Source organism: Paenibacillus sp. MMS20-IR301 (assembly GCF_032302195.1).
Taxonomy (GTDB): domain Bacteria; phylum Bacillota; class Bacilli; order Paenibacillales; family Paenibacillaceae; genus Paenibacillus_AQ.
This window is the reverse complement of record NZ_CP135275.1, coordinates 1,292,890-1,310,133: the sequence shown is the minus strand read 5'-3', so window position 1 is coordinate 1,310,133 and position 17,244 is coordinate 1,292,890. Positions and strand designations below refer to the sequence as shown.

At 52.3% G+C, this 17,244-nt stretch carries 19 protein-coding genes; 4 read left to right on the top strand and 15 right to left on the bottom strand.

Annotated features, from left to right (window positions below; all coding sequences use genetic code 11):
• Nucleotides 1–67: 67 nt before the first annotated feature.
• The 3 genes from sucD to LOS79_RS05735 form a co-directional block, all read right to left on the bottom strand.
• Complete coding sequence (gene sucD, locus LOS79_RS05745) at nt 68–997, bottom strand: succinate--CoA ligase subunit alpha (protein WP_315416945.1); 930 nt, start codon at nt 995–997, stop codon at nt 68–70.
• Nucleotides 998–1,032: 35 nt separating this feature from the next.
• Nucleotides 1,033–2,190: an ADP-forming succinate--CoA ligase subunit beta gene (gene sucC, locus LOS79_RS05740; protein ID WP_315416944.1), complete on the bottom strand. Its 1,158-nt coding sequence runs from the start codon at nt 2,188–2,190 to the stop codon at nt 1,033–1,035.
• A gap of 348 nt (nt 2,191–2,538) precedes the next feature.
• Nucleotides 2,539–3,006, bottom strand: coding sequence for a MarR family winged helix-turn-helix transcriptional regulator (locus LOS79_RS05735; RefSeq protein ID WP_315416943.1), 468 nt, complete (start codon nt 3,004–3,006; stop codon nt 2,539–2,541).
• A gap of 148 nt (nt 3,007–3,154) precedes the next feature.
• Here LOS79_RS05735 and LOS79_RS05730 point away from each other — a divergent pair, with 148 nt between their 5' ends.
• Nucleotides 3,155–3,583, top strand: coding sequence for an organic hydroperoxide resistance protein (locus tag LOS79_RS05730; protein WP_315416942.1), 429 nt, complete (start codon nt 3,155–3,157; stop codon nt 3,581–3,583).
• 168 nt (nt 3,584–3,751) lie between these two features.
• Here the strand turns inward: LOS79_RS05730 and LOS79_RS05725 are convergent, their stop codons facing one another.
• The 7 genes from LOS79_RS05725 to LOS79_RS05695 form a co-directional block, all read right to left on the bottom strand.
• Entirely contained in the window at nt 3,752–5,443 is a 1,692-nt protein-coding gene (locus LOS79_RS05725; protein WP_315416941.1) for a YifB family Mg chelatase-like AAA ATPase, read from the bottom strand.
• A gap of 212 nt (nt 5,444–5,655) precedes the next feature.
• Nucleotides 5,656–6,165 carry a metallophosphoesterase gene (locus tag LOS79_RS05720; protein WP_315416940.1) on the bottom strand — a complete coding sequence of 170 codons (510 nt, stop codon included), beginning with the start codon at nt 6,163–6,165 and terminating at the stop codon, nt 5,656–5,658.
• 34 nt (nt 6,166–6,199) lie between these two features.
• Complete coding sequence (locus LOS79_RS05715; RefSeq protein ID WP_315416939.1) at nt 6,200–6,481, bottom strand: hypothetical protein; 282 nt, start codon at nt 6,479–6,481, stop codon at nt 6,200–6,202.
• Between the two features lie 263 nt (nt 6,482–6,744).
• Nucleotides 6,745–7,131 (bottom strand): YraN family protein, encoded by a 387-nt coding sequence (locus LOS79_RS05710; RefSeq protein WP_315416938.1) that lies wholly within the window; start codon nt 7,129–7,131, stop codon nt 6,745–6,747.
• On the bottom strand, nt 7,128–7,433 hold the full coding sequence (locus LOS79_RS05705; protein WP_315416937.1) for an EscU/YscU/HrcU family type III secretion system export apparatus switch protein: 306 nt from the start codon (nt 7,431–7,433) through the stop codon (nt 7,128–7,130). The genes LOS79_RS05710 and LOS79_RS05705 overlap by 4 nt, the downstream gene beginning before the upstream one ends.
• Nucleotides 7,430–9,586, bottom strand: a complete 2,157-nt coding sequence (locus LOS79_RS05700; RefSeq protein ID WP_315416936.1) for a hypothetical protein — start codon at nt 9,584–9,586, stop codon at nt 7,430–7,432. Before LOS79_RS05700 ends, LOS79_RS05705 begins: the two co-directional genes overlap by 4 nt.
• Nucleotides 9,587–9,683: 97 nt before the next feature.
• Nucleotides 9,684–10,301, bottom strand: a complete 618-nt coding sequence (locus LOS79_RS05695; protein WP_315422014.1) for a ribonuclease HII — start codon at nt 10,299–10,301, stop codon at nt 9,684–9,686.
• Between the two features lie 689 nt (nt 10,302–10,990).
• Between LOS79_RS05695 and LOS79_RS05690 the strand changes: the two genes are divergently transcribed.
• On the top strand, nt 10,991–12,400 hold the full coding sequence (locus LOS79_RS05690; RefSeq protein ID WP_315411930.1) for a transposase: 1,410 nt from the start codon (nt 10,991–10,993) through the stop codon (nt 12,398–12,400).
• Between the two features lie 192 nt (nt 12,401–12,592).
• Here LOS79_RS05690 and ylqF read toward each other — a convergent pair whose 3' ends face one another.
• From ylqF to LOS79_RS05670, 4 genes are all read right to left on the bottom strand, one after another.
• Nucleotides 12,593–13,453, bottom strand: coding sequence for a ribosome biogenesis GTPase YlqF (gene ylqF, locus LOS79_RS05685; protein WP_315416934.1), 861 nt, complete (start codon nt 13,451–13,453; stop codon nt 12,593–12,595).
• Between the two features lie 29 nt (nt 13,454–13,482).
• A complete protein-coding gene (gene lepB / locus LOS79_RS05680) occupies nt 13,483–14,103 on the bottom strand; it encodes a signal peptidase I (protein ID WP_315416933.1) in 621 nt (206 codons plus the stop codon).
• 205 nt (nt 14,104–14,308) lie between these two features.
• Nucleotides 14,309–14,653 carry a 50S ribosomal protein L19 gene (gene rplS / locus LOS79_RS05675; protein WP_315416931.1) on the bottom strand — a complete coding sequence of 115 codons (345 nt, stop codon included), beginning with the start codon at nt 14,651–14,653 and terminating at the stop codon, nt 14,309–14,311.
• A 159-nt stretch (nt 14,654–14,812) separates the two neighbouring features.
• Nucleotides 14,813–15,139: a hypothetical protein gene (locus LOS79_RS05670; RefSeq protein ID WP_315416930.1), complete on the bottom strand. Its 327-nt coding sequence runs from the start codon at nt 15,137–15,139 to the stop codon at nt 14,813–14,815.
• A gap of 246 nt (nt 15,140–15,385) precedes the next feature.
• Between LOS79_RS05670 and LOS79_RS05665 the strand changes: the two genes are divergently transcribed.
• Nucleotides 15,386–16,339 (top strand): hypothetical protein, encoded by a 954-nt coding sequence (locus LOS79_RS05665; protein WP_315416929.1) that lies wholly within the window; start codon nt 15,386–15,388, stop codon nt 16,337–16,339.
• Between the two features lie 86 nt (nt 16,340–16,425).
• Here LOS79_RS05665 and LOS79_RS05660 read toward each other — a convergent pair whose 3' ends face one another.
• On the bottom strand, nt 16,426–16,683 hold the full coding sequence (locus tag LOS79_RS05660) for a hypothetical protein (protein ID WP_315416928.1): 258 nt from the start codon (nt 16,681–16,683) through the stop codon (nt 16,426–16,428).
• Nucleotides 16,684–16,912: 229 nt separating this feature from the next.
• Here LOS79_RS05660 and LOS79_RS05655 point away from each other — a divergent pair, with 229 nt between their 5' ends.
• Entirely contained in the window at nt 16,913–17,101 is a 189-nt protein-coding gene (locus LOS79_RS05655; protein WP_315416927.1) for a hypothetical protein, read from the top strand.
• Nucleotides 17,102–17,244 lie beyond the last annotated feature (143 nt).

The window sequence follows — 17,244 nt, the reverse complement described above, 5'->3', positions numbered from 1 at the left end:
TTTAAGATGATTATACATGCTTCAAATGTAAAAGCAGTGATTTTTGTGTGCTCCGGTTAGCAGACTGCTAGTGGGTGGTGAACGCATTCAAGATTCCGCGCTCCTCCAGCACACTCACAAGGGTCGAGCCCATTTCTGCAGGCGTTGGCGCAACCTTAATTCCGCAGGCTTCCAGCACAGCGATTTTCTCGCTTGCCGTCCCTTTCCCGCCTGAAATGATCGCCCCGGCATGCCCCATCCGTTTGCCCGCAGGTGCTGTTACACCGCCGATAAACCCTACTACAGGCTTCGTCATATTCTCCTTAATCCATAGAGCGGCTTCCTCTTCTGCGGTACCGCCGATCTCCCCGATCATGACCACGGCTTTCGTACCGGGATCTTCATTAAACAGCTTCAGAATATCAATGAATTCCGAGCCCTTGACCGGGTCCCCGCCAATGCCGACTGCCGAAGACTGGCCGATGCCGCGGGCTGTCAGCTGGTGAACCGCTTCATAGGTTAAAGTTCCGCTCCGTGAAACTACACCGACATAACCCGGCATATGGATATAACCCGGCATGATGCCTATTTTACATTCTCCAGGCGTAATTACCCCGGGACAGTTAGGCCCGATCAGGACGGTAGACTTACCTTCCATATATCTGGAGACCCTCACCATATCAAGCACCGGAATGCCTTCCGTAATACAAATAACCAGCTCAAGCCCGGCATCCACAGCTTCCATAATGGAGTCAGCAGCAAAGGCGGGCGGCACATAGATTACACTCGCTGTCGCACCCGTAGCGGCTTTGGCGGCAACGACGGTATCAAACACAGGCAGACTGGTTTCCGTACCATTCTCCAGGGTAATCTGTACCGTGGTCCCCCCCTTGCCCGGTGTTACCCCGCCTACCATCTGCGTACCGTAATCCAGTGCTCCTTTAGTATGAAATAAGCCTGTAGCGCCCGTAATTCCCTGCGTGATGACTTTCGTATGCTTATCTACAAGAATGCTCATGTCTAAGGTCACATCCTCACTATTATTGTCGGATATTACACGAGAGAAACGATTTTACGGGCACCGTCAGCCATAGAATCAGCCGCTACGATATTCAGCCCTGAGCCGGCGAGAATTTCTTTGCCTAGCGCCACATTCGTACCTTCAAGCCGTACTACCAGCGGTTTCGTCAGGCCCAGCTGCCTGGCCGCTTCGACCACCCCGGAAGCAATGACATCACAGCGCATAATTCCGCCGAAAATATTAACAAATATCCCGCTCACCTTATCATCAGACAGGATAATTTTAAACGCTTCAGTAACCTTCTCCGTGGTCGCACCGCCCCCTACATCGAGGAAGTTCGCCGGTTCGCCGCCGTAATATTTAATAATATCCATGGTTGCCATTGCGAGCCCCGCCCCGTTCACCATACAGCCGATGTTCCCATCCAGTGCTATATAGCTGAGATCGAATTTGGAGGCTTCAATTTCTTTGGCATCCTCTTCGTCAAGGTCGCGCAGCTCCAGAATATCCTTATGCCGGTACAGCGCGTTAGAATCAAAGTTAAGCTTGGCATCCAGCGCCATTACGTTTCCGTCAGCGGTGACCACGAGCGGATTAATCTCCGCAATTGAGCAATCTTTATCCACAAAAGCCAGATATAGCGCTTGCATGAACTTGACCGCTTTATTCACCAGCTCGGACGGTATGGCAATGCTGTAAGCCAGTTTGCGTGCCTGGAAGGTCTGCAGTCCTACAGCCGGATCAATGACTTCCTTGAAAATCTTCTCCGGATGCGTGGCCGCCACCTCTTCAATTTCTGTACCGCCTTCCTCGGATGCCATCATGACCACCCGGCCGGTACTGCGGTCTACAACCAGTCCAATATAGTATTCTTTGACAATCTGGCAGCCCTCTTCAATCAGCAGCCGCTTCACAACTTTGCCTTCCGGCCCTGTCTGGTGGGTGATCAGTGTCTTGCCGAGGATCTCATCCGCATAGGCACGGACCTCATCACTGTCCTTCGCTACCTTGACGCCTCCGGCTTTGCCGCGTCCTCCTGCATGAATCTGAGCCTTGACTACAACAACCGGTGTACCCAGCGCTGCAGCAGCTTCCACTGCTTCCTCCACTGTATAAGCAACTTTTCCGTTCGGTACGGCTACACCGTACTTCTTGAGTACTTCTTTTCCCTGATACTCGTGGATATTCATACCGGAAGCCTCCTAAAGTGTTGCGGTGGCCGTATAGCAGGCAGCCTGCGGCCATTCCGCATTCCGTTTTGATTGTCCAAAGCCGGGGCAAGACTGGTGCTGTTGTCAATATCCCGGCACAGTCAGAAAACAAAGATCAGCCCTGTCTTCTGCCTGCGGCATCCTGCGACAATATAGAGCATATTACAGATTCCTATCTATAATTACCTATATGTCAGAATGTGAAACCCAGAATATTGTAACATGATTCTAAAACGCTTTCCTCATAAACTTTCACTATTTATACACATATTTTCGCTTAAATTCATGCCGTATTGCGAACGATTGCATTGACTTTATACTGCTGGACTATTTGGAGTTATTAATATTAGCTTCATGAACCCGTGCCAGCAGACCTTTAAACTGGCCCAGCAGAGCGATGAATTCCTCGGCGGAGAGCATGGTGCCTTCAGCCATTTTACCTGGAATACACAGTGCCTCCTGCTGTAGCGCGCGGCCTTGAATGGTCAGCGATATCAGCACCTTCCGCTCATCCTGCAAAGAACGTTCACGCAAGATCAGCCCTGCGGCCTGCAGCCGCTTCAGCAGCGGTGTAAGCGTGCCTGAATCCAGGAACAGTGCCTCTCCAAGCTCCTTGACTGTGCATTGCCGTCTTTCCCAGAGGACAAGCATCACGAGGTACTGTGAATAGGTCAAACCGATCTTGTCCAGATGAGGCTGGTACAGCTTCGTAAATTCACGCGAACAGGCATAAATCGTAAAGCAGAGCTGGTTCTCCAGCATAAGCTCTGGGGTTGTAGTTGTTTCTTCTTGCATCTCTTCTTCACCTGCCTTTGTGACATTAGTTTATCACAATTCATTTATCATTTCATGTTAATAGCGGAAAATAGATTGACTTTATTTTTAATTGTGTTAAATTAAGTTGTGTACAATACATTAACGAAACGAACGGGAGCGATTTATAATGATGACTATTCAACAGAAAATGTATGAAACTACAGTAAAAGCAGTCGGCGGCAGACAAGGCTACATCGAATCCGAAAGTCCTAAGCTGAACCTCACCATCAGCACTCCGCGGGAAATGGGCGGCGCCGGCGGCGAAGGCACTAATCCTGAACAGCTGTTTGCAGCCGGCTATTCCGCCTGCTTCGACAGTGCGCTGAACATGGTAGCCCGCCTCGGCAAGGTCAAGATTGAAGGCAGTGAAGTAACAGCTACAGTGAGCTTCGGCAAAGTTGAAGACGGCGGCTTCGGAATTGCAGTGAAGCTGGATGTACTGGTCAAAGGCGTTGATCACGAAACAGCTGTCAAGCTGACCGAAGCAGCCCATGGCGCCTGCCCTTATTCCCGTGCAACCCGCGGTAATATTGAAGTGGAACTGAACGTTCTGTAATCCGCGTCATCGGCGCCATTCCTATAATCCGGGTATCCCCCCATATCCGCCGCTTACCCTTCATATAGCATTACTCTCTCCTGCGGAGAGCAAGCACAGCCCCCTGCCCGGAACACGGGCAGGGGGCTGCTGTGTGATTAGGACTGCTGCAGTTGTACATAATTTGGGTTAAACTTCCTCCTCCGCCATCACCTGCCGGTCCAGATTACGGTATTGGACAGCTTCTGCCAGATGAGCAGAACCAATGTCCGCCTGACCCTCCAGATCGGCAATGGTGCGGGCCAGCTTAATAATCCGGTCATGTGCCCGCATACTTAGTCCTAGGCTCTCCAGTATATGGTTCAGGAGCTCGCCGCCCTCTGCCCCGAGGCTTGCATAACGGCGCAAAGCCGCACCGGAAAGCTCGCTGTTCCAGGAAATTGGCAGATGCTTATAACGCTCTGCCTGAACAGCCTGAGCGCAGAGCACCTCCGTGCGCATCTGCGCAGTCGAGAGTGCCGGGGCCGTCCGGTCCCAATCCTTCGGACGGGGCACAACCACCTGCATATCCATCCGGTCCAGCAGCGGCCCGGAGATTTTGGCCCGGTACTGGGCAATTTTGGCCGGGCTGCAGGTGCAGCGCTGGTGCGGATTGCCGGCTCCGAGAAATCCGCACATGCAGGGGTTCATGGAACAGGCCAGCAGAAACCGGGCCGGGAAGGTGAAGGAAGCCCGCGCCCGGCTGATGGTCACCACCCCGTCCTCCAGCGGCTGACGGAGTACTTCCAGCACCGAGCGGGAGAATTCGGGCAGCTCATCCAGAAACAGAATACCGCGGTGGGCAAGGCTTACCTCACCCGGCTTCGGCACACCCCCTCCGCCGATCAGTCCGGCTGCGGAGATTGTATGATGGGGTGAACGGAACGGACGGCTGCGCAGCAGACCGCCGCTGGCATCCTTCAGCTTGCCGGAGGCGCTGAAGATCTTCGTTACCTCAAGCGATTCCGTATCACTAAGCCTGGGTAGAATGCCCGGCAGACGTTTGATGAGCATTGTTTTCCCGGTACCCGGCGGGCCGATCAGTATAATATTGTGCATCCCGGCAGCCGCGATTGTCAGCGCCCGTTTCACATGGTTCTGGCCGATGACATCACTGTAGTCCTCCTGCATCAGCTGCTCCTCCCGCATAATCATCCCGGCCGGACTCTTTGATTCAGGCAGATATTTCAGATGCTCCAGCGTAAGCGCCAAGACCGGCGGCCTTTTCTGGGAAGCCCCCTCCTCACTTACCGTTACCGGAAACGGCAGCCCGCCGGGCTGAGAACCGGAGGCAGGCCGCACATCTGCTTTCTTCCCCACCATTTCCGGCGCTTCAGGCTGTCCGGGCTGTGGCAGATCCCGTAAATGCCCGGCGGTGTATACGCTGATCCCTGTAATCAATACCGCCTCAGCAGCATTTCCCGGCGGTACAAGAACCGCTTTAAATCCGGCGCGGCGTGCAGCCTCCACCATCGACAAGACCCCGTTTACCGGGCGCAGGCTGCCATCCAGTGCCAGCTCCCCGATAAGCAGCATGTTCTCAGCCTCAGGCATGACCAGTTGTCCGCTTGTTGTCAATATCCCGAGTGCGATTGCCAGATCGAATGCTGAGCCTTCCTTCCGCAGATCCGCAGGCGCCAGATTGATCGTGACACGCTGCTGGGGATAGCTGTAGCCGCAATTTTTGACAGCGGCCCTTACCCGTTCTACCGCTTCCCGTACAGCAGAATCCGGCAAGCCGATAATACTCGTCTGCGGCAGCCCGTTCGCCAGATCAACCTCCACACCAATCATTACACCCTCAATGCCATACAGACAGGCGCTATGCATTTTTCCATACATAAAAAAAACACCTCTTCTCCTGAATTACGTCCATACCGGACGTTCATTTCCAAGAAAAAGGGTGCTTCCTCATTTTCCGTTAGCTCTATTAAGTTATAGTATACGCAGCTTCTACTCCAATGCGCAATGGTTATTGCACATCCTGTAATGCACTATATTCAAACTTTAAATGTATTGCATAATTACGCATTCGTGACTGCAGCATCAGGGACTCAGCCTTCCTCGCTGACCACAACCTTATCCCGGATCTGTTCAAATGACAGCGGGGTATAGTTCCAGTGCTCTACACAAATATTGAAATAGCTGCTGCCTTCATATTTCTGGCCGTGAATATGACCATGCACATTAACGTAAGGCATATGCTTGTTCATATACATAGGTTCATGCGACAGGATAAAAAAGTCCTTATAGACCAGCGGATATTCACTAACCTCGTTAAAACCGGCTTCCAGCCACCAGTCCCGTCCGCGCCCGCGGTCATGATTGCCGAGAATCAGTATTTTGTACCCGTTCAGGGCCCTGATGATCTCCCGGGTGGCTTCCTGGTTCAGAAATGAGAAATCCCCCAGATGAAATACTTTATCCTCCTTGCCCACCACGGCATTCCAGCTGTCAATCATTGCCTGGTTCATGTCTTCTACGCCGGCAAACGGACGGGATTCGAAATCTATAATCAGTTTATGGCCAAAATGATGATCCGAAGTAAAATATACAGTGGACAATCCGCCTTCTCCTTTCCGCATACCAGCTGTAGACTTATTTATTCCAGTTACGCTTGGAAGACCGGCGGTTTGTATCCATCTGAATCAGCTCCGCCAGCGGCGGGGCCTCCTCATGATCAATCAGCCACTGCCGCATTGCCTTAATCGCCTCGACCTGCCCGTTGCCCTTGTCTCTCCAGGTCAGCAGTTCAATCACGTTTATGACCAGTGACAGGAGACTGCTGTTGCTGCTTTCAGTCTGCTCGGCGCGCATCTTATGGAATAATGCCTCATTCTCCCAGTCAATCAATATTTCTTCCGCTATATTCGGCCGCATAACGGTAAATGTCTTGTTACAATGGCTACAGCAGATCACTGACAAGGGCTCTCCGCCAAGCTCTGCCACTACTTTGTGTTCACAATATTGGCAAGTAAAACTCACCTGTATATCAATCGGTTGATTAGTCACTCTGGCAGCCCTCCTCATGGTGCATTAAAAGATACACTAATGTTTACCCATTTCTTTTGAGAAATGACCCATGAAGCCGAGGTAGTGTCAAGGGGAAAATTATGTTTTTCGCAGATAATTATCAAAAAAAATCAAAATGCCTTACGGATATGCCGCAGTGATGCCACACTGAGATCCGGATTAAGCTGCACGGCAATCACATCAAAGGAAATTACCGCAAGATGCAAGGCCTTCATATGCAGATATACCTGCGCCGTATTCCTGACCTGGCGGATTTTGCGGTTATCCACCGACTCTTCCGCGGTTCCCTGTACACCCGCTCCGCTGCGGCTGCGTACTTCAACGAAGACAATCTCCCCTTCATGCTCAGCAATCACATCCAGCTCACCGCTGCGGCAGCGCCAGTTGCATTCCCTGATCAGGTATCCCCGGGTGGACAGATACAAACATGCCGCCTGCTCGGCAGCCGCCCCCTTCTGCTTACGGGAGAAGGGCTCTCCCTCTGACGCAGGTTTCACTTCATTCTCCGTTCCCCGGCTGAACGGTCACTCTGATACACATAGCTCAGAATTTCCGCGACCAGCTGGTAGAGCTGCGGCGGAATCTGCTGATCGAGATCAAGCTTGGACAGAACCTCTACCAGCGCCGCATCCTCCTGAACGGCCACACCGTTCTCTTTCGCTTTTTGCAGAATGATATCCGCAACTGAGCCTTGACCCTTGGCTACTACGACCGGCGCTTCATTTTGACCGGGGGTATATTTGAGGGCGACTGCCTTTTTGAGATTTCGCGAAATTTCAGTCTTAGGCTCATCACTCATATACGGTAATCTACTCCTTTGTAGGCATCCGGCACATAATCTGCCTGCTTGGCAGACACCGCCGCTGCCCCCGGCTCCGGCAACGGCTCAGTGCGCAGGCTGGACAGCTGGTAACCGATGCCCTCAACTGCTGTCTTAATCTCTTCACGGCGCCCTTCCAGCAGCTCCAGCACCCACGGCTCATTGTTATGCAGCTTGAGGCTGACAATTTTGCTTGCCACCTGCACATCCACCATCGTCTGGCCGAGCTGTTTCATGTCCAGGTCAAACCACAGGCGGCAGTTCGCCGCATCCAGCTCTCCTTTGCGGCCGCGCCGCGACTGGATATGGACGGAGGCCGTCTCCTGGCCGTCCGGTCCGCGCAGCGGCAGGAACATCGTCACCTGCGCGAACGGCGCGGTGCGGTCCGTATTCAGCAGCAGCTGCTGGCCCGTCAGCTGCTGGACAAGCTGGCCCGCGGCATCCTTGACCGCGGGCGGCACCTCGCTTGCGCCAAGCATCTGCAGCAGCACGCCCTTGAGCGTCCCGGCGGCTTCATCCGCGCCGCCGGACGCTCCCTGCAGCGCCGCAGCCGGCAGCGCTGCTTCGCGCCCGCCCGCGGCCCCGGCCCCGCCGCCGCGCACGGCCTGCTGCTCGTGCTCCGCACCGAGCAGCTTCAGCACCCGCCCTACCCAGGCCTCCGTATCGGAGGAGGCCTGGACGGGCGGGGCGGTGTTGCCCGCCGCACCGGAGGCGGGCGGGTCCCCGGCGAGCTGCGGCAGGCTGCCGCGCAGCTGGGTCAGCACGCCCTGCAGCTTCGCGAGCAGGGCCGGCCCGGAGGCCGCAGCACGGGGCTGCGGCTGCGGGTCAGTGCCGGCTGCCAGCTGCGCAGCGGCAGCCTCCCGCGGGGCTGCGGCCTCATGCCGGCCCGCAGCTACAGCGCCGCCCGCCTGCGCCGCTGTAGCTGCGGCAGCCTCCGGGTTGCCGCCCGCGCGTGCAGGCGCGGAAGCGGCTGGATCGGTACCGCCGGCGGGCCGGGCAGCACCCGGTCTTGCCGCCTCCGGCTCGCCATCCGTGCGGACAGTCCCTGCTGCGGCCGGATCAGCAGGTCTGCCTGCCCGCGCCGCTGCGGGTCCTGCCGCCTCCGGCCCGCCGTCCGCCTGTGCAGCTCCGGCAGCCGCAGGGTCAGCTCCAGCTGCTGCTCCCAGCTTCGGGCCAGCCCCTGCGGAGGGTTCCTCTCCATCCGCCGGACCGGCATTTATAACAGCTGCTGCATCAGCACTCGGTCCTGCCGGACCATCAGCCTGCCGGATTGCTCCTGTATTACCAGCGCCGCTTGTCAGGTCCTGTACCAGTCGCGTTTGCCCTTCCGCCGGAGAAGCAGCTCCCGTAACAGAAGCAGAGCCGGCAGGTCTGCCGCCAGCAGTCTCCGGCTCTGCCGCCAGTCCCGGCTGTCCGGCTGAAGCAGCAGAATTCCCTGCATTTGTTGGGGCAGGGGCAGGAGCAGATGCAGCCGGTCCGTTCCCCGCTGGCGGCTTAGCCGTTCCTGCTGAGGCCTCACTCCCCTCAGCATCCTGCTGCTGAGCCCATACGTGAAGCTCAGTCTCCAGCTTAGCCAGCAACTGATGCAGCTTCGGCCCGAACACAGCCTGCTGCAGTCCCCTCACGCTCTCCGCAGTAACCGGCAACCCGCGCTTCACGGAGATGACCGCCGCTTCCAGCCACTCTGAAGCCGGCACGCCGGGAGGTTTGGCGTTCATGACTGCATCCAGCTTCGCTGCTGTCTCCTTTGTCAGGGCCAGGCCCCCGGACTGCATGGCCTGAATGATCTCCCGCCCGGCTTTGGAATTCGCCAGCCCCAGCGATTCGATAGCCTCGCCCATGCTTTGCGGCGAAGATAGTGCAGCTTCACCCAGTGTGACCGGCTTAAGAACCGGCAATCCGCCTTCGCCGGGCGAGCCCACCTGCAGATTCAAGGTCTGGCCGGCGGCAAGCGGTGTTTCCAGCTCTGCGCGGACAGGGGTTCCCTGAATCTGTACAACAGCCTCTTTACCTGAATCAGATACGCTGAGTACTACGCCGCGAACAACCTGACCTTCCTTCAGTTCAACAGTTTTAGCTTCTCCCGCTTTGGTGTCTCCAAGCAAGCCGCGAATAAGTGACCCGATATTCATGCTGTCCGCCTCCCTTCTCTTCTACTTTATATCGGCAATTTCTTAATTGATGATTAAATAAATCCCGCTGTCTGCGCCAGTTTCCCTGCAATCCGCCCTAGAATAAGGTCATCTGCTCCTGCTCCGCCAGAATGTTACCGATGAAGCTGCGGCGGTGCATAGGGGTTACCCCCAGTGACTTGATCTGTTCACGGTGCAGCTTGGTCGCATAGCCTTTATGTATTTTGATACCGTAGTCCGGGTATAATTCCTCCCACAGCCCTTCACACAGCCGGTCGCGTGTAACCTTGGCGACAATCGAGGCGGCCGCGATCGACTGACTGTTGGCATCCCCTTTGATGATCGCCCGCTGCGGCAAGGGCAGGTCCACCTTTTCGGCATCAACCAGCATATAATCAGGCTGCCTGCTTAGTCCCTCAATAGCCTTCCTCATCGCCAGACGCGCAGCCTGCTTAATGTTAATCTCATCAATTACCGTTGATTCCACATGCCCTACACTTACCGCCAGCGCCTGGTCCATGATGATATCGTACAAGGCTTCCCGCTTCTTGGCTGTCAGCTTCTTGGAATCATCTACACCTTCTATAATAAGGCCCACCGGCAGAATGACTGCGGCAGCCACCACATCTCCGAACAGACAGCCCCTGCCAACTTCATCTACTCCGGCTATATGCTGATAGGACTGTTCCCAGCCTTCCTTTTCATATAAAAGCATATCGATTTCACTCACGTTACTCCACCTGCCACTTCATAAATTATCCGGTTCCTCTACTTGCCAGCTTAACATACGCGGCCATTATGGTCATCTGCCATTATAATGATTTTTTAACTTGAAGCTAAGCCTCCCCTGCGGTGAACAATTGGAATTCCAGCTGCTGCCTGCAACCATTTTTCTTGAAATAACCTGCTGTTTACAGCTGAGATCAGTTTACCCAACCGCTCGCTATCACTTCTGCAAGTCCAAAATTCCCTATGTTCCTATTTTGCATTCCTTAATTCTTGCTTGCCGTTATTTAATTGGGTTAGCCGCCGCATCTTAACAGTCTCCCGATTTACTTTCCTGCACGAAATACAACATTCCCTTCATTATTTCCGCCCCATTTCAAAAATGTTGTATGAATTGCAGTATTCCTTCGCCTTCAAGCTGTTTTGATAGATTATTATTGTATTTCCTGCAACAATCCTCCAGAACACCCAAGAATCAATGAATCAAAGTTGTATTACAGAGTCAATTTCATAATTCAAAACCCTTGCTATATCTGGTTTTGTTGAGCATAGAAAAAGGAGTACCTCCCCACATTCTCGAATTTATAGGCGACGAAACCCACCCGAGAACGAAAAGAGGTAATCCCTATCTATTCAATTCGACAAGAAGAACTGTTTTCCTTTAAGGAATTGTTCCAGATGAACCCCGAAGATAAATACAACCATATTTTTGAGCACTTAGATCTCTCCAAGGTGCTGCACACCCTCCGGAAAAAGAGTAACCGTGGCCGACCCGAAAAACTGAATGTACCTGCGATGATCTATTCATTGCTCATCGCCAAAATGGAGAACATCGAGTTTATTTCTTCTCTGGTCTGGCGTCTTTTGCACAGTGAAGAGTTTCGGGCGCAGTGCCGATTTACCGGCTCCGACAATATCCCGAGTGAAGCCTCGTATTCCCGTTTGATTCATGCGCTAGAGCAAACCGGAATGCTCGAGAACCTGCAGGATTCGTTGGTCCTGTCTGCCCTAGAGGAAGGGTTTGTTAGCGGTACACATCTCGCCGTGGATTCCTCTATTGTGGAGGCTTGGGATTGCCAATTCAGCGAAGCTGCGGCGAAACGCCGCGCCGCTCGCCGTCCACCAAAGCCAAGTGAGGCTTCGGTGGCAGAGCCGCAGCTCCAGTTTGAACTCCCGGAGCCGAAGCCCACCGTAGTGAACGGGCCACCGAAGAAACCTGCCTACGCCAAGCGTGGACGTCCATCGCATGCAGAACGAGAATGCCGACGGGAGGAACAAGAAGCTTATGAACAAAGCCTCGGACCGTTTCAGAAAACCATTGAAGCAATGTTGCCTTACACCTATGACGAACTGTTGGCCGCGCTGCCCCGGCATGCCGCACGTTGTGACAAGAAAAATACGAAGGGGCGACTCACCAGTTATTACGGGTTCAAGGCAAATCTGCTGGTTGATACGGACAGTCAATATATTGTTAGTGGCTTATGGAGTTCAGCGAATCCCAATGACCAGCGTATGGCGGTTGTTCTCCTCAAAGGCCTGCTTCTGAAGTTCCCTTCGCTAAACGTAAAGCATATCTTGGGCGACAAAGGGTATGACAGTTCAGCCATTTACCAGTTGATTCATTCCTTAGGCGCTTTTCCTATTATTAAAATGATTCACCACAAAAAACCGCCCGAGGGGATGAACCAGGATTACACCCCTGTGTGCTCGCAGGGACACGCCTACCGTTACGACAGTTTCGATGCCAAATACGAAACGCTGCGTTACACCAGGCCGAACCAGTGTAAAGACTGTCCATTTTCCGAATCCGGCTGCCAAAAAGTGTTTAAGATCCGAATTCAAACCGATTTGCGAAAGCACGCTTACCCAGCAAGAGGGAGCGAGAGCTTTACGCAACTGTATAACAAACGAACGGCTGTAGAACGTGTTTTTGCCTACCTCAAAGAGTATTTTGGGATGAAACGCACACGTCACCGCGGCGTCCGGGCAAGTGTCGATTTCCAGCTCAGCACATTGGCCTACAATTTGAGTAAGTTTGCGCTAGACAAGTTGAACAAGCAGTTGAGTAACTCCCAGCAAGTGGCCTAACTTTTTTTAAAAAACAAACTCAGCTTTTGGCCCAGTCTTGCTATTCAGCAAACTGAATTATGAAATTGACTCTTACATACAATAATTACTGCGCTCACCCGCGCTACTCGCCAAATGCCGGTTCTTCTACGCAAAAAAGAGCCTATCCCAGTAACACGGATGGCTCTTCCATACCCTAATTCATTCTATTGCTTACGGAGTCTCCAGCGTAAAGCGCCCGAGCTTGCCCGCGCGCAGCTCATGCAGCAGTGCCCGTGAAGCTTTCTCCAGGTCTACCCGGCCGCCGCTCAGCAGACAGCCGCGCTTGCGCCCTACGGCTTCCATGACAGCAACAATTTCATCCGGGTTCTCCAAGTCCTCAGGCAGCTTAGTAATACCGAAGCGCTCCTGGAACCGGCTGCCGTAATCCTTCACCAGATATTTCACCGCATAAAAGGCGATATCCTCGATATTCAGGATTTCTTCCTTGATTGCCCCGGTTACTGCCAGCTTATAGCCTACAGTCTGGTCTTCGAACTTCGGCCAGAGAATCCCCGGCGTATCCAGCAGTTCCAGATTACCGCCTGTCTTGATCCATTGCTGGCCCTTGGTAACCCCCGGACGGTCGCCGGTAATCGCAATACTTCTGCCCGCCATCCGGTTAATGAGTGTCGATTTGCCTACATTGGGAATTCCTACGATCAATGCACGCATCGCCCGCGGATTAATCCCTTTAGCAATTTGCCGGTCGATCTTGTCCTTCAGCAGCAGCTTGACCTGCTCAGGAATCTCCTTGATGCCAGTTCCTGTAGAAGCATCTACAGGATAAGCAACATGTCCCTGTTCCTTGAAGTAAGCAAGCCACTTGCGCGTAGACTCCGGATCGGCCAGATCGGCTTTGTTGAGAATAATCAGCCTAGGCTTGTCCCGCAAAATATCGTCAATCATCGGATTACGGCTGGAAAGCGGCAGACGGGAATCAAGCAGCTCAATCGCAACATCAATCAGCTTCAGCTTATCCTCAATTTGCCGTCTAGCCTTCGTCATATGACCAGGAAACCATTGAATGGCCATTGCCGTCACCTCCTTTGACTTCTGTCAGCTTAATGATTAATTACTGTAATATCTTTGACCGGCCAGAAGATCAGGTCTGCACGGCCCACAATATCCCCAAGCGGTACATAACCGATCATCCGGCTGTCTGTACTGTCTGAGCGGTTGTCACCCATAACAAATACATGGCCTTCCGGCACAGTGCCGTCGGTGAAGTCTTCATTCGGGAAGTTCTTATTGTTGTACAAAGAATTGTTATTATGCGCTTCATCAATCGCACCTTGAATATACGTTTCATTCACCGGTTCGCCGTTAACGGATACGACATCCCCTTCAACCTTGACCGTATCTCCGGCTACGCCAATAACACGTTTAATGAAATCCCTGCCTTCAGAAGGCACATGGAATACGATAACCTCACCGCGCTGCGGCTTACGGATATCATAGAGAATTTCATTCACAATAACCCGTTCTCCGGTATGGAAGTTAGGCTGCATGGAAGGCCCGTCTACAATAAACGGTTTGAACAAAAGCCAGCGTATCAGAATAACCAGAACCAATGCAATCGCAATGGCTTTAATCCATTCCAGAACTTCATTCTTTGGCTTCCGGGGGCTTTGGCTGCCTTGCTCAGTAATCTCACCTTGTCCCGGCTGCAAATCCTGCTGCATAGTTCACCGTCCTCTCCATATGTTGTTATCTCCACTATACAATACAAAAAAACTCCTGCCAAAAACTCCCCCGCGATTACTCCTTCAGGAGGCCTTTTCGGAGAAGCTGATCCTAAGGCACATATTCTTACACTTAAGGTTTTCATTACAGAACAAGAATAAACGAAAGGGGCTTGAATTCAAGCCCCTTTCCTTTGTCACTATTCTAGCGACGGATTTCTTTAATTCTTGCAGCTTTACCGCGCAGGTCACGAAGATAGTACAGCTTCGCACGACGCACTTTACCACGGCGAGCCACTTCGATTTTCTCGATTTTAGGGGAGTTGACTGGGAATGTTCTTTCCACACCAACACCATAAGAGATTTTACGCACTGTAAAAGTCTCTCCGATACCACCGCCGCGGCGTTTGATTACAACGCCTTCGAACAACTGGATCCGCTCACGAGTTCCTTCGATAACTTTTACGTGCACTTTCAAAGTGTCACCCGGGCGAAAACTCGGGATATCTTTGCGAAGTTGCTCTTGCGTAATAGCTTGTAGGATATTCATTAAGGACTTCCTCCTTCCGTACAGGTGTTCTTGCCTCTTCCGGAGAGCCATTGCTCTCCCTCATTATCCGCAGAGGACCACCGTATTCCACACAACAGAAATAATAATATCACAAAGGACAGGCTTCTGCAATAGTTATTTTTAGTTTGCTGGTTTAATTTATAGCGGCAGCATATCCCGTTTCTTCGCTTTAGCCTTGCAATCCTTGCAGAGCCCGACCACACTTCCGTTATCCTGGGCATAGAAGATCAGCTTGCCGTTCTTCTTCTTGCATGAAGAGCAGAGCTGTTCGGCAGCATTCTGCTTCGCCCTGCGGTGGCTTTCCATCGATATTACGTTACTGGTCTTACCCTGCACCACTCCGGCGGACCGTCCTTTGTCCATCCGGCTGCGGAATGCTACATAAACCGCTGCACCAATTATTAAAATAATGAAGACCGCCGCATATTGCATTTGGCTCATCCGCTCCTCTGACTTTTCAGTCAAAATAGTAAACAGACCAGGCTCCGTCAACCTTCTGTACCGGTCTGTTCCAGCTGCAAAAATTGATCATTCCGGTCTTAGATCTAACGCTAGTTTAACATATCGGGCCGGTAAAATGTAGTCGGCCGGAAGTACTGGACTTTAGTCTAGTACAGCAACCCGCCGCCAGCCCGTTATCCAATGATTTTCCATAATATATAATATTGAGTATACATAAGCATATTATTAACCCTCAGGAGGGTAACTATATTGAAGAAAAATCAGAACACAGCACTCCTCGCTGCCGTAGCCGTATTCTCAATTGCCATACTGGCCGGCTGCCGGGAGCTTCCGGGCAAGGAGGCTGCCGATAACCAGCTGGAGCAGCGCTTATCCGGCAATTTCCAGCAGGAGGCTGCCCAGGCCGTGAAGAGTAGCATCGGGAATATTACCACAGCTGTCGGCGAGGCCGTTCAAGAGACCACCGAGAAGCTGGAAGACAAGATTAATGCCGAAGGGATAAGCAGAGAGTTCTCCACTTCCCTGCCGGCCGGTTCAGCCTCCGTAGTCAAAGTGGAGAATGCCCTGGGTGAAATCGCGCTCTCCCCGTCTTCCGGTGATGAAATTGTAGTTACAGCTACCGTAATTGTCCATGACCGTAACAACAAGGAATCAACAACAGCTATACTGGATAACGCTGAACTATCGATCGAGCATGCAGGAAATGCGCTGATCGTCTCTATGCATGGAACGGGCAATACTGAGAAGGACCTGTGGGACTGGGCTAAGAAGGAATACGGAGACTCCGACTTCAGCATTAATTATGCAATCGGGCTTCCTGCGGATGTTGACAGGTATGAGCTTACCAATAATGTTGGGGCCATTCAATTACGCGGCCTGAAAGGTTCTTTCGATGTTACCAGCAATGTCGGCAGCATTATTGTTCAGGATGCTGTCTTCACCGGCAAATCCGCAGTAGTCTCCAATACAGGAAGCATTGAACTTGGAATCTCCGGTATGGAAAGCGGCAGCAGCCTGAAGGCGCGGAGCGACATCGGCAGAATTACTGCCGATCTGGATCACTCCCTGCAGTGTACTGTGAAGGCAGACAGCGAGCTGGGTCATATCGCCGGAGCTGAAGCAGGCAAACCGCAGGATTATAACGGCGGCGGACCGCTGGTCTCGCTGACGACACAGATCGGGGCAATTTCAGTTAATCCATAGCATTCCATTATAAATAACTCTGCACACACATAAAGCGGGCCTCCCTGATACGCCAGGGAGGCCCGCTTTATGTGTGCAGACAGTTATCAGATCAGAGCAATCGCCAGCAGGGTAAATAAACTGAGGGTAAGGATTTCACTGCCATAACCATAATAGCCGCCATAGTAATTCCCCGGACCGCCCGGATAGAATGCCGAAGTCTGCATTCTGCCGTTGCCTTTTGTTTTCAGATATACATTGTTCCGGTCCACATCGACAATAATGCCTTCATGACGTTTGCCGTCATTGGTCATAATGCGTACCCGCTTATTTTTGCAGTGCAGACAATTATAATAAGCTTCCATCTGATGATTCCTCCTCAATCGTGTTGCTGTATTTTATGAGGGGAGGGATAAGCCGGTAACGGCAATCGTCACGAGGCAAATGTCTATAATTATTTTAGCTGTGAAACAAAGAACTTGTGAACATTCTGTATCATTTTCCAGCAAAAAGGGGTATTATTAGGGTATAGAGTTGAATTGAAGCGCTTACGATTGTGAACAATAATCTACAATTCATAAGGAGGCAGGAATCATGAGTACAGCAGGCAGACGTTTCATTAATGAAGGAATACTTCGTATCGCCTGGTTTATCATATTCACATCACTCACCTATACGGTGCGCCATTACACTTGGGCAATTGTACTGCTTATGGTTGTTGCCTTGTATTCATTAGTTACAGGTGTAATTATGCTTACCCGCGACCGCCGGGGCAAAGCCTAACCTGCAGGTCATGCTTCATCCATTACATTATTCCTTATTAAAACACTTCCGCCAGAGCCGCAGTGCTGACGGAAGTGTTTTTTGTAATCGGAGCGGATCACGAAAAGGACATCTGCTTTAATGCCGTTCCGATCCAAACTTTT